This is a genomic window from Nonomuraea sp. JJY05 (genome assembly GCF_043496855.1).
Classification (GTDB): domain Bacteria; phylum Actinomycetota; class Actinomycetes; order Streptosporangiales; family Streptosporangiaceae; genus Nonomuraea.
The window spans coordinates 33,070-45,146 of sequence record NZ_JBIEIS010000063.1; the positions used below are offsets into that span (position 1 = coordinate 33,070).

Annotated in this window: 10 protein-coding genes; 2 read left to right on the top strand and 8 right to left on the bottom strand. The window is 71.6% G+C overall.

The features are described 5' to 3' along the window. Window positions 1-2: 2 nt before the first annotated feature. From ACFKCF_RS55470 to ACFKCF_RS55490, 5 genes are all read right to left on the bottom strand, one after another. The gene (locus ACFKCF_RS55470) at window positions 3-1,889 is read right to left on the bottom strand and encodes a glycoside hydrolase family 127 protein (RefSeq protein ID WP_394504763.1); all 1,887 of its coding nucleotides are present in this window, start codon (window positions 1,887-1,889) and stop codon (window positions 3-5) included. 27 nt (window positions 1,890-1,916) lie between these two features. Further along, window positions 1,917-2,723, bottom strand: a complete 807-nt coding sequence (locus tag ACFKCF_RS55475; RefSeq protein ID WP_394504765.1) for a carbohydrate ABC transporter permease — start codon at window positions 2,721-2,723, stop codon at window positions 1,917-1,919. Continuing rightward, entirely contained in the window at window positions 2,720-3,664 is a 945-nt protein-coding gene (locus ACFKCF_RS55480; RefSeq protein WP_394504767.1) for a carbohydrate ABC transporter permease, read from the bottom strand. Before ACFKCF_RS55480 ends, ACFKCF_RS55475 begins: the two co-directional genes overlap by 4 nt. 4 nt (window positions 3,665-3,668) lie before the next feature. Continuing rightward, window positions 3,669-4,934 (bottom strand): extracellular solute-binding protein, encoded by a 1,266-nt coding sequence (locus ACFKCF_RS55485; RefSeq protein ID WP_394504769.1) that lies wholly within the window; start codon window positions 4,932-4,934, stop codon window positions 3,669-3,671. A gap of 65 nt (window positions 4,935-4,999) precedes the next feature. After that, window positions 5,000-6,022 (bottom strand): LacI family DNA-binding transcriptional regulator, encoded by a 1,023-nt coding sequence (locus ACFKCF_RS55490; protein ID WP_394504771.1) that lies wholly within the window; start codon window positions 6,020-6,022, stop codon window positions 5,000-5,002. 370 nt (window positions 6,023-6,392) lie between these two features. Between ACFKCF_RS55490 and ACFKCF_RS55495 the strand changes: the two genes are divergently transcribed. Further along, on the top strand, window positions 6,393-10,043 hold the full coding sequence (locus ACFKCF_RS55495) for a LamG-like jellyroll fold domain-containing protein (protein ID WP_394504773.1): 3,651 nt from the start codon (window positions 6,393-6,395) through the stop codon (window positions 10,041-10,043). Between the two features lie 18 nt (window positions 10,044-10,061). After that, window positions 10,062-10,262 (top strand): hypothetical protein, encoded by a 201-nt coding sequence (locus ACFKCF_RS55500; RefSeq protein ID WP_394504775.1) that lies wholly within the window; start codon window positions 10,062-10,064, stop codon window positions 10,260-10,262. Window positions 10,263-10,272: 10 nt separating this feature from the next. Here ACFKCF_RS55500 and ACFKCF_RS55505 read toward each other — a convergent pair whose 3' ends face one another. Genes ACFKCF_RS55505 through ACFKCF_RS55515 form a run of 3 tightly spaced genes read right to left on the bottom strand, consistent with a single transcriptional unit; the run spans window position 10,273 to window position 12,057 of the window. Continuing rightward, window positions 10,273-10,857, bottom strand: a complete 585-nt coding sequence (locus tag ACFKCF_RS55505; protein ID WP_394504777.1) for a 2'-5' RNA ligase family protein — start codon at window positions 10,855-10,857, stop codon at window positions 10,273-10,275. Further along, window positions 10,824-11,468, bottom strand: a complete 645-nt coding sequence (locus ACFKCF_RS55510) for a hypothetical protein (RefSeq protein WP_394504778.1) — start codon at window positions 11,466-11,468, stop codon at window positions 10,824-10,826. The genes ACFKCF_RS55505 and ACFKCF_RS55510 overlap by 34 nt, the downstream gene beginning before the upstream one ends. 34 nt (window positions 11,469-11,502) lie before the next feature. Beyond that, window positions 11,503-12,057, bottom strand: a complete 555-nt coding sequence (locus tag ACFKCF_RS55515) for a type II toxin-antitoxin system prevent-host-death family antitoxin (RefSeq protein ID WP_394504780.1) — start codon at window positions 12,055-12,057, stop codon at window positions 11,503-11,505. Window positions 12,058-12,077 lie beyond the last annotated feature (20 nt).

Sequence of the window (12,077 nt, forward strand, 5' to 3'; positions counted from 1 at the left end):
TGTCACTCTCCTTCGATGGGCAACCAGACACGCATGCTCGACGGGCCGCGACGGGCCCACGAGTGGTACGGCCGCAGCGGCACGTCGAACCACTCGACGTCCGCCGCGGAGGCAGCCGCGGCGCCGGAATAGGCCCACGGCCGGTCGGGGGGCGCGGCCAGGCGGCCGCGGACCAGCACTCCGCCGGGCTCGGATCGGGGGACGGCCCGGGGGTCGATCGCCAGGGCGTCGAGCCCGCCGGAGTGCGGGAGGTCGTGGGACTCGGCGCACAGGACCTCCGGGCCGCGCTCGACGGCGACGCAGCCGCGTACGGCGTCGATGCGGGGGTCCGGCCAGGTGAAGCGGGGCTCCATCGGCAGGTCGAGCGTGATCACCTCGCCCGCCCGGAACGCGCGCCGCACCGTGGCCATGCCGGGCTCGACCGGCCGCGCCCGCCCGTCCTCGGCGAGCGTGGCCCCGGCGGCCCAGGCGGGGACCCGCAGCGCGAGCGTCCAGAGCCCGTCCTCCAGGATCCGCACGCGGACGGTTCCGCTGTCGGGGTAGGCGGTCTCGACCTCCACCGCGATCTGCCGCCCGTCCGGCAGCTCGGCGCGGACGGTCGAGGGGGCGTACTGGTGGAGCTGCAGGCCGTCGTCGTCGGTGGTGGCGAGGTAGCCCTGGAGGCCGGCCAGGGTGCGGGCGACGTTGGTGGGGCAGCAGGACACGTCGAACCAGGCGGCCCTGACGCCGGCCTCGGCGCGCGGGCTCACCTCGTCCGGGTCCGCCGGCCGGCCCGGGGCCCGCTGGTGGAGGGGGTTGGCGTAGAAGAACGCCGTGCCGTCGGAGCTCGGGGAGGTCGCGACGACGTTGTAGAGCGTGCGCTCGATCAGGTCGGTGTAGCGGACGTCGCCGGTGGCGAGGTGCAGGCGCCAGGACACCATGATCGAGGCGACGCCGGCGCACGTCTCGCAGTACGCCCGGTCCGGCGGCAGCTCCCAGTCCTCGCCGAAGCCCTCGTCCTGGTGGCGCGAGCCCATCCCGCCCGTGATGTACGTGCGGCGCGCGACCGAGCGCTCCCATTGCCGCTCCACGGCTCGCAGCAGCTCGTCGTCCCCGCGCTCGACGGCGACGTCCACGGCGGCGGCGGTGAGGTAGAGCGCGCGGACCGCGTGGCCGCGCCACACGTCGGCCTCCCGGATGGGGATGTCGTCCTGGAAGTAGGCGCGCCCCAGGGGGATGTCCCTGAGCGTGCCGTGCCCGCGGCGGTCGAGGAAGATCCGCGCCTGCTCGACGTAACGCTCCTCCCCCAGCGCCCGGCCGAACTCGGCCAGGCCGACCTCGATCTCCGGATGCCCGCAGATCCCGGGCAGGCCGTCCGGGCCGAAGGTGCGGCACACGTGGTCGGCGGCGCGCCGCGCGACCCGTACGAGGTCGTCCTCGCCGTGCGTGCGCAGCCGGGCGACCGCGGCCTGCAGGAGGTGGCCGGTGTTGTAGAGCTCGTGGCCCATCTCCAGGTCGCTGTAGCGCGGCGGCTGCGTGCCGTGCCCGAAGCAGGTGTTGAGGTAGCCGTCCGGGTCCTGGGCGCGGGCGATCCGCACGGTGAGCCGCTTGATCGCCGCCTGCGCGCCCGGGTCGCCGGTGCGGGCGCTCTCCCAGGCCAGGGCCTCCAGGAGCTTGTAGACCTCCGAGTCGGAGAACGACCAGCCGGGCCGGTCGGGCCCGGTCGTCCCGTCGGCGACCTGATCGAAGTTGGCGAGCCAGCCGAGGCGCTCCATCCACGACTCGCAGTGGGCGAGCGTCGCCGCGGCGTTCACGGCCTGTCGGCTCCCCCAGAACCCTCCGCTGATGGAGACCTGCGCGAGCCCGAGGGGGCGTACCCGGCCGTGGGACGGCAGCACGGGGCTGGTCATGTGGTGAACCTTTCGACGAATTGCTGATCAGTCCTTCACGGCGCCCGCGGTGACCCCGGCGGCGATGTAGCGCTGCGCGAGGACCAGCAGGAAGGCCGCGGGGACGGACGCGATCACGGCGGTGGCCATGATCGAGTTCCACTGCGTGGTGTTGTTGCCGATGTAGCGGAAGATGCCGAGCGTGATCGGGATCACGTCGCTGTTGCGGTTGAGGGTGGAGGCGAAGATGAAGTCCGACCACGCCCACAGGAACGCGAAGAGCGAGACCGTGATCACCGAGTTGCGGCTCAGCGGCAGGATGATCGACCGGAACGTCCGCCAGGTGCTCGCCCCGTCGATCTGCGCGGCGGCCATGAGCTCGCCGGGGATGCTCGCCATGAACGCCCGGAAGAGCAGCACCCCGAACGGCACGGCCAACGTCGAGTCGGCGACGATCAGGCCGGGGACGGTGTTGAGCATCCCGAGCCTGATGTAGATGGCGTAGAAGCCCATGGCCATGACGACGGCCGGGATCATCTGCGCGACGAGGAGCAGGAAGTCGATCCCGCGCGCGCCGCGCGGGCGCAGCTTGGCCAGCGAGTAGCCCGCGGGCAGGGCGACGAGCAGCGTGAGCGCTACGGTGCCGAGGCCGATGAACAGGCTCGTGGCCAGGGCCGGCAGTTGCTGGGCGAACGCCGCCGCGTACCCCTCGAACGTCGGGTTCCAGGGGAACCAGTGGGGCGGGTCCGCCCGCATGTCGCCCGTCCTGGTGAGCGAGACGTTGAACATCCAGTAGACCGGGAACAGCATCACCCCGACGAGGACGACGCCTGCCACGGTCTTCCAGGTCTTCATGCGCGCTCCTCCTTCCGTTGCAGGTGCACGTGCAGGAGCCCGGCGGCGAAGGCGATGAGGATGAGCACGTTGCCGACGGCCGCCGCCGGCGAGAAGTCGGGCTGGCCGGTGCCGAACGCCTCCCGGTAGGACCAGATGGCCAGCGTCGTCGAGGCGTCCGCCGGGCCGCCCTTCGTCATGATCCAGATGATGTCGACGACCTTGAGCGTGTAGATCAGGCCGAGCAGCAGCGTGATCGCCGACACCGGGCGCAGCAGCGGGAAGGTGATGCGCCAGAAGCGCTGCCACCCGTTCGCCCCGTCCAGGCCGGCGGCCTCGTACAGGTCGGCGGAGATGTTCTGCAGCCCGGCGTACAGGATCACCAGGTTGAACGGGATGCCGAGCCAGATGTTGGCGATCGTGACGGCCAGCAGCGAGGTGTCGGGAGAGGTCAGCCAGTTGATCTGGCCGATCCCGAACGCCTCCAGCGCCGCGTTCACGATGCCGTTGTCGCTGTTGAGCATCCACGACCAGGTCGAGGCCGAGACGATCAGCGGCAGCAGCCACGGGACGAGGAACATCGCGCGCAACACCGCCGACAGGCGGAAGTTGCGGTGGAAGAAGACCGCGAGGGCCAGGCCGATGGCGTACTGCGCCGCGATGGACACCAGCGTGAACAGGGCCGTGTTGCGCAGCGCCCGCAGGAAGGTGTCGTCGGACAGGATGTCGCGGTAGTTGTCCAGCCCGGTGAACTCCGGGTCGCCCCGCACGAACGCCCGCGGCGTGTAGTCGTGCACGCTGAGGTCGATGTTGCGGTAGAGCGGATAGGCGTAGAAGACGAGCAGGTAGATGACGAGCGGCGCGAGGAAGGCGTAGGCCGTCCACTGCCGCGAGCGCCCCCGCCGGGGAGCCGCGTGCGCCGCCCTGCTCATCGTCACCGCCTCGCTGCTGAGAGAGGTCATCGGATCAGCCGCCGGTGGCCTGCTTCGCCTGGGCCTGCGCCTGCTTGAGGGCGTCGGCGGGGGTGGCCGAGCCGCTCAGCGCCTTCTGCACCCCGGTCCACAGCGCCTCGGAGATCTTCGGGTACTTGGTGCCGAGGTTGTCGCTGGTCCGGCCCTTGGCCGACTTCACGGCGTCGACCCACGGCTTCAGGCTCGGCTCCTTGGCGAGGATGGCCTGCTGGCCCTCGGCGGTGGAGGGGATGTAGTACGCGAACGTCGTACCGGTCTCCACCAGGCCCTCGGGCGTCGTCATGCACTCGAGGATCTTCTTGGTGGCGTCGTAGCGCTTGGTGTCCTTCTGCACCGGAACCGTGATGAACTCGCCGCCCGTGGGCGTGGGAGCGGTGCCCCCGTCCTTGCCGGGGATCTGCACGATGCCGGTGGGGAAGCCCGCCTTCTTGGCGCTGTCGATCTGCCAGGTGCCGTTCTCGGCGAAGGCGAACTCCCCCGTCAGGAACTGCTCCCAGGTGGTGTTCTGCGAGTTGCTGATGACGGAGTTGGGGGCGGTGCCGTCCTTGACCCACTTGGTCCACAGGTCGAGCGCCGCGACGGCCTCGGGCGAGTCGAGCTGGGTCAGCTGCGCGCCGGAGCCCCAGAACCACGGCAGGAACTGGAACGAGCCCTCCTCCGTGCCGATGGCCGAGAACGTGATCGGCTTCTTGCCCGCGGCCTTGACCTTCTTCAGCGCCGCGTTGAGCGTGGCCCAGTCCTTGATCGAGCCGGGGTCGACGCCGGCCGCGTCGAGGATCTTCTTGTTGTAGTAGAGGGCGAGGGTGTTCGCGCCGATGGGGATGCCGTACGTCTTGCCGTCCAGCTCGCCGGCGGCGATGAGGTTCTTGTCGAACCGGGCCGTGTCCAGGCCGAAGTCGGCCATCGTGGTGAGCATCCCGGCGTCCGCGAGCGTCGAGACGGCGGGGTTGTCGAGGAGGATGACGTCCGGCGCGTTGCCCTCCTGGCCGGCGAGCAGCGCCTGGTTGGTCAGCGCGGTGGTGTCGTAGGCGGTGCGCTGGATGGTGACGCCGGCCTGCTTGCCGCAGGTGTCCACCCGCTTGGCCCAGGCGGAGGACGCGTCGTGCTGCGGGTACGGGTCCCACCAGGTGTACGCGCCGGCGCCGCCCGCGGAGGCGGCGGTGGTGGAGCCGCCGCCCTGGGGAGCGGACGCGCAGGCGGACAGGGCCAGAAGGGCGGTTCCGAGGGCCGCCGCCTTCGCGGAAACCGACGTGCGGTTCATCGAGGCCTCCAATGTTAGCGCTCACAGCCGAGCGCGGCCGGGAAGGTGTGGATCGGGCCCGCGAACTAGCGGGCGGTCGGGGGCGCGGTGCTGCCGCGCGAGACCAGTTCGGGAGAGATGAAGCGCACGACGAACGGCTCGTCGCGGGCCGCCGGCGACTCCACGCGGCGCACGAGTTGGCGTACCGCCATGGCGCCGAGCCGGTCGGGCGCGCTCTCGATGAACGAATAGGGCAGGGAGAAGGTCGCGGCGAACTCGGCGGAGTAGCGCCCGATGACCGAGAGGTCCTCGGGCACCCGCAGGCCCCGCTGGTGGGCGACGGAGGGCAGGGCCGCGGTGGCCGCCTCGTTGTTGAGCAGCAGGCCGGTGGCCGAAGGGTAGGTGTCGAGCAGGTCGTTGAGCAGGCGGCCGACCGCGGGCTGGCTGGACTCGCCGTACACGGCGTGCAGGGTGACGCCGAGCTGGCGGGCCCGTTCGAGCGCGGCGTCGCGCAGGCGCCACACGTACGCGCCGCCGCGCTCGACGACGTGCTCGGGCTGCGAGATCAGGATGAGCTCGCGGTGGCCGAGCCGGTGAAGGTGCTCCACCATGACCCGGCCGGCCTCCTCGAAGTCGAGGTCGAACACGTCGAGCCCCGAGCAGTCGCCCGGCAGGCCGACCAGGGCGCCCGGCTGCGGCGCGGCCCGCATGATGGGCAGCCTCAGGTCGACCTGCGCGATGTTCATCAGGACGACGCCGTCCACCATGCGCGAGTCGGTGATGCGCCGCAGCGCCCGCACGCCGTCGGTCTCGGTGACCAGCAGCGTGTCGTAACCCAGGTCGCGGGCGGTGTTCGTGACGCCCAGGATGTACTGCATCATCGCGGGCGCGAACTCGTCTTCGTGGAACTGGGCGAGCAGACCGAGGACCTTGGTCTGGGATGTGGCCAGCGCTCGGGCGCCCGCGTTCGGCGTGTAGTCGAGTGCCTCGGCGGCCGCCAGCACGCGGCGGCGGACCTCCTCCGAGATGGGCCGCTTGCCCGACAGCGCGTAGGACGCGGTGCTGCGGCTCACCCCGGCTTCCCGGGCCACGTCTCCGATCGTCGCCACTCTCACCTCCTGTACGTAGTTGAACCGGTTCGACAGTTGCGTCGCGAAAACCCTCGGATCGCCGACCGGCCGGGGCCCTTTCCTGGGGATCAGCAGATCGATCGGCCTCACGGCCGGTCGCGGCCGGGAAAGGCTCCACCTGCGGACCGCCGGAATCAGCGAACCGGTTCAACGATGTGGCTCGACTGTCGCGCCGCCGGTGAGCGGGCGTCAAGAGCGAGAAGGGCGGGCGATATCGAATCGTGACAAGCCGGAAATGCCCATTGACGCGTGGGGCGCGGCTACGTAACCTACGCGAAACCCTCAGTTGCGTTCACCGATCACCCTCCCTGAGATTTTGTTAACGCTCACACCTCCCAGGGACATCGTGATGACCATCAAGGCCATGTGGGCCGGGCTGCTCCCGGCCGCCCTCGTCGCCGCCTTAACCACGGGCGTCGCGGAGGCGCGGACCGTGGATCCGCCCCCTCCCGTGCTCCTCTACACCTTCGACTCCGACGACCTCGCCACCGGCTCCATCACCGACTCCTCAGGCAACGGCCTGAACGGAACGCTGGTCAACGGCTCCACCGCCGCGCTGGTCGAGGGCGCGGGCGGTGGCCACGCGCTGAGCCTGCCCGGCGGCGCGCCGGCCTCCGACGGCGCCTACGTGCGGCTGCCGCTGGACGCGATCAAGGGCAGGACCGACCTGACGGTGTCGGCGCGGGTGAAGTGGGACGGCACCGCCGCTCCCTGGCAGTGGATCTACGCGCTCGGCAAGGACACCAGCCGCTACCTGTTCAGCACGCCGTACAACGGGGACGGCGTGCTGCGCACGGCGGTCACCACCTCGGGCGGCGGCGGGGAGGCCAAGGTCACGGGCTACGCCCCGCTGCCGGCCGGCGCCTGGAAGACGCTCACGGTCACCCTCGACACCGCCGCCAAGCGCGTCACCACCTACCTCGACGGCGCAGCCGTGGCCTCGGCCCCCGCCACCATCAGCGCCGCGCAGCTCATCGACGCCGCCACGACCTCGGCCGGGTTCATCGGCCGCTCGTTCTACCAGGACCCGCTCTTCGACGGCGCGATCGACGATTTCCGCGTCTACGCCGCCGCGCTGTCGGCGGAGCAGGTGGCCGCCGTCACCGGCGGACAGCCGCCGGCCCCGACGGGTCTGGCCCAGAGCGCGTTCTCCATCCGGACCACCATCGGCACCGCGCCGGCGCTGCCGGCCGCCGTCCGCGCCACCTTCAGCGACGGCTACGACCGCGAGCTGCCCATCGCCTGGTCGCCCGTGGATCCCAAGGACTACGCCGCCGCCGGGACCTTCACCGTGACCGGCACGGCCGGCGGCAGGCCCGTCACGGCCGAGGTCACCGTGATCCGCGAGGGCCAGCTCGTCATCGACCTCGCCGAGGACACCGGCCCCTTCCACGGCGGCGCGTCCGGCACGCTCTACGGCCTCTACGGGCCGGGGGTGCCGACCAACAACCTGATCGAGGGGATGCGCCTGCGCACCGTCTCGACCAAGGCCCAGGACGGCCCGCAACACCCCGGCGCCGACGCCCTGGAGGTCGTCAAGCCGCTGGCCGACAGCACCGACGGCGACGTGTACATCTACATGACCGACATCCACCGCGGCTTCCCCTACCAGTGGCCCGGCGGGACGCCACAGGAGAAGCTCGACCTGTACCAGCAGAAGATCGCCAAGCAGGTGGACCAGGTCCTCCAGCTCGACCCGAAATATCAGGACAACATTGTCTTCGTGCCGTTCAACGAGCCCGAGGGCAACATGTTCGGCACCGGCGAGTGGAGCTACAACCGGGTCAGCTGGCTCAGCGACCCGCGCGACTACTTCAAGGCCTGGGACGAGGTCTACACCCTCATCAAGGGCAGAATGCCGGCCGCCCGGATCGCCGGCCCCAACACCAGCGTGCTGTACTCCCAGGTCAAGGGCTTCCTTGAGCACGTCGTCGAGGCCGGCACCGTGCCCGACGTGATGACCTGGCACGAGCTCAGCCACCCCGAGCAGGTCAGGGCGAGCGTCAAGCGCTACCGCGAGATGGAGGCCGCGGTCTTCGCCGGCACGAAGTACGCCGGGAAGCGGCTGCCCATCAACGTCAACGAGTACGCCTTCAACTACCACACGTCGGTGCCCGGCCAGATGATCCAGTGGGTGTCGGCCATCGAGGAGTCGAAGGTCGACGCCGACATCGCCTACTGGAACATCGACGGCAACCTGTCCGACTCCGCCGTGCAGGCCAACCGGGGCAACGGCCAGTGGTGGCTCTTCAACGCCTACGGAAGCATGAGCGGCCACACCGTGCGGGTCACGCCGCCGTACCCGGGGCAGAACTACACCCTGCAGGGCGTCGCCACGCTCGACCCCGGCAAGAAGCAGGCCCGCGCGATCTTCGGCGGCGCCGACAGCGCCGGGCACATCCGCTTCGAGAACGTCCCCGCCGGGGTCTTCGGCCGCGCCGTGCACGCCTGGGTGCGGGAGATCCCGTGGACCGGCCAGGTCGGGGACTCGGCGCAGCCGGAGATCGTCGCCGAGCGCGACGTCGCCGTCAAGGACGGCACCGTGGCCTTCGACTTCGGCGCCGGTGACCTGCCGAGGCTCAAGGAGTCGTCGGCGTACGAGATCGTCCTCACCCCCGCGGGCTCGGGCAGCGTGACGGCGCCCGCGCCCAAGCTGTGGGAGGGTTCGTACGAGGCCGAGGACGCGAAGTACACCGGCGGCGGCTACAGCCGCAACGGCCCCGAGGGCTCGCCGTCGGACGTGTCGAAGTTCTACACCTCCGGCCGCTACGACGTGGGCGGGCTGCGTACCGGATCGGACGGCGTGCTCGACTTCACCGTCGAGGTTCCGCGGGCCGGTCGCTACGACCTCAGCGTGTTCGCCAACTCGCTGAACACCTTCGACCGGGTGCGCGAGCAGGGTCCGACCAACGTCTTCGTCCGCGTGGACGGGGGCGCGGAGCAGGAGCTGTTCCTGCCGCTGGGCTACAAGTGGGTGGTGTGGGACCACGCGGACACCACCGTGGAACTCACGGCGGGCAAGCACGTGCTCTCCCTGGCCGCGCGCAGCCTCGACGGCGCCAGGGCCACCAAGGGCGACGCGATCGTCGACCGGATCCGGCTCTCGCTGCCCGACCCGGCGGCGGCGACCTCGATCTACGAGGCCGAGCTGGCCGACCTGCGCGGCGCCCGCCCGTCCTACTCCGCGCACGGCCCTGGGCTCTCGGGCACTGGGCTCTCGGGCACTGGGCTCTCGGGCTCCGGCGTCGTCGCGGCCCGGCGCGACCAGTCGGCCACCTTCTGGGTGTACTCCGCCCAGGACGCCCCGGCCGCCCTGGACCTCAAGCTGCTCGGCTCCGGCAAGGCGTCGGTGACGGTCAACGGCGTGCGGGTGCTGGACCGCGCCCGGCACGGCGACTCGACCGCGGCGGTGTCGCTGTCCGGCGGCGTCAACAAGGTCACGGTCACCGGCAGGTCCGGCACGTCGCTCATCGACCGGCTCGAGGTGCGGCCCGCCGCCGGCGCGCTGCCGGCCACCGTGTACGAGGCGGAGTCCGCCCGGCTCGCCGGGACGGCGAAGGCGTCACCGCTCTCGCTGGCCGGTGGCGGGAGCGCGGTCACCGGGGTCGGCGGCACGCCCGGGAACGCCAACACGCTCACCTTCGACGTGCGGGCGGCGGCCGCGGGCACGTACGCCATGCGCGTGCGCTACTCCAACCCGGAGCAGTCGGCCGCCACGCACTACAACCCGGACCCGCTGGCCAGGCACGCCGACATCTCGGTGAACGGCGCCGCGGCGCAGCGCGTCCTGTTCCCCCACACCTTCCACGAGAACAACTTCTGGGAGCTCACGGTCCCGGTGCGGTTGAAGAAGGGCGAGAACACGGTGCGCTTCTCCGCCGAGGAGCTGCCGAACTTCGACGGCACCACGTACGCGTCGGAGACCTTCCCCGGAGTGCTCCTGCGCGCGCAGTACGCCCCCGTGATCGACAAGATCACGCTCGCCCCGTACAGCGGCTGACCCCCATCGGTGCCGCCCGTGCCCCGGAGTCTCCGGGGCACGGGCGGCATCGACGTCCAGCAGGGCGACCCGTTCGCGCATACCGGCGATCCCGTGCCCGCTGCCCGCGCTCGTCGTGGCGGCACCGTGTCCCCGTCGGCGATGTCGATGCGCCGCAAGCAGCCGCTGCTCAACGGCCCGTCACCGGCCGACCCGGAGGTCACCTTCCACAACCCCTGAGACGCTGCTCTCATCCGTGAAACGTCGGCCTCTGGCGCAGCGGGAAGCGCGAGACCGCCGTCCAGCGGGCCCCGTCGAAGCCGGCCAGCTCCACGGAGGTGACGCGGGTGGTGAACGGCAGTCCCGGCGCGACGGCGGACTCGACGCCCTCCAGCACCTCGTCGTCGCCGTAGCCAATGGACAGGTGCGGTACGGCCTCGCCGTACCGGCCGCCGTACGGGCGCAGCGCCGGCCACCTGCCCGTCACGCTCCGCGTGAGAGCGGCGAACGGCTCGGCGGGCTCCGGCCCCAGGTAGAGCAGGCCGGGAAAGCGGGCGCAACCGGAGAAGGTCGCCTCGAAGGGCTCGTGGGCGGCGAACAGGGCCGCCAGCTCCGCCACCGTCGCCTCCCCGATCTCCGGCCGCGGCAGGAACGGATAGAGCACCGTGACGTGCGCGATCACGCCGAACCGGGCCGACGGGTCGAACAGCGCTCGCTGGCCGCCGACGACCGGCTCGGCTTCGGGCACGGGCACCACGAGGACCGTGGCGCCGACCGGGTAGGGAGCCGCCCCGCCCGCGCTCAGCTCGCGTCCCGGGTGCCGTACCAGCGCCACTCGGTCAGCCGCGGGCGATCGGGGAGAGCGATACGCCCGGTCGCCCAGAGCAGGATCTCCCAGGCGTCACCGTCAACGGCGGCGTGGTGGGGGAAGAGCCGCTTCAGGACCCGTTCGCACAACTCCCTCGGCGGCGACCACTCCAGATCCAGCCCCTGAGCGAGGTCATGCGTGTGCACGAGGACCTCGACGACGGCCATGGCGGCGAAGCCCTCCGGGTCCGAGGCCCCGAAGACGTGGTAGGCGACGGTGTCCGAGGGGGCCGCGCGCAGGACGGACACGAGCAGTCCTCCGCACGCCTCCACAATGGTCAGCAGGCCCTCGGCACCCCCGGCCCGGTCGGCGAAGATGACGTTCGCCGGGCCACCGCTCCGGTCGCTGCTGGTCCGGAACGGCAACAGCCCGGACGTCGGCGGCTTGGCGAGCCCGAACCTCGCGGCGTAGGTGAACAGGTCGTCGGCCAGGTGCTCGAGCGTCTCCCAGCACGTCCACTCGAGCGTTCCCGCCTTGGCCTCCCACGCATGGGCATCGGCATCCCGCAGGGCGTCGACGGCCAGAGCCACGACCCGACGCACGTCCTCTCCGCCGACCAGGGGTTCCACGCTGCGCACGAGAAGGATCGTAGCAACGGCCGGCGGGGGCCGGTCAGCTCCGGGTCGGGGTGAGGGCGCGCAGGGCCTCGCGGAGGTCGGCGCCGGCGCCCGCCGCGACGACCCCGCCCTCGCGGTCGACGGCCACGGCGGAGAAGAGCGGACCGGCCGGAGCCTCCGGGTCGCAGGTGAGGGTGATGGCGTGCCCGTCGAGCAGCAGGGCGTCGGCACCCGTCCGGGACGGGGGCGCGGCCCGGTCGATCAGGTCACGGGCCGAGATCAGGGCGGCCACCGGGGTGCGGTGGCGGCCCAGCAGCACAGGGCTCTCGTCGTACGGCTGGGTGACCTGCCGGACGAGATCGCCGAGCTTGGCCCGGGCCGTCGAGAGCGGCACGAGCGGGAGCCCGCTCAGGATCCCGGACACCTTGGAGAGCGGGACGAGCGCGGCCCACTCCCAGCGTTCGCGGGTGATCAGGATGGTCTCGCCGTTCCTGGCGGCCTTGACGACGGTCCCCCAGCGGGCGCGGGCCTCCTCGACGCCGAGCGGGGTGCCGTAACGGGCGTGCAGTTCGGCGTAGGAGGGCGGCTGGGCGACGGATTCGTTGATCACCCGAGAAATGGTAAGGCGCC

Excerpts from the sequence above, each read along its gene's own strand:
- ACFKCF_RS55470 (WP_394504763.1), bottom strand. The coding sequence starts at position 1,889 with ATGACCAGCCCCGTGCTGCCGTCCCACGGCCGGGTACGCCCCCTCGGG.
- ACFKCF_RS55475 (WP_394504765.1), bottom strand. The coding sequence starts at position 2,723 with ATGAAGACCTGGAAGACCGTGGCAGGCGTCGTCCTCGTCGGGGTGATG.
- ACFKCF_RS55480 (WP_394504767.1), bottom strand. The coding sequence starts at position 3,664 with ATGACCTCTCTCAGCAGCGAGGCGGTGACGATGAGCAGGGCGGCGCAC.
- ACFKCF_RS55485 (WP_394504769.1), bottom strand. The coding sequence starts at position 4,934 with ATGAACCGCACGTCGGTTTCCGCGAAGGCGGCGGCCCTCGGAACCGCC.
- ACFKCF_RS55495 (WP_394504773.1), top strand. The coding sequence starts at position 6,393 with ATGACCATCAAGGCCATGTGGGCCGGGCTGCTCCCGGCCGCCCTCGTC.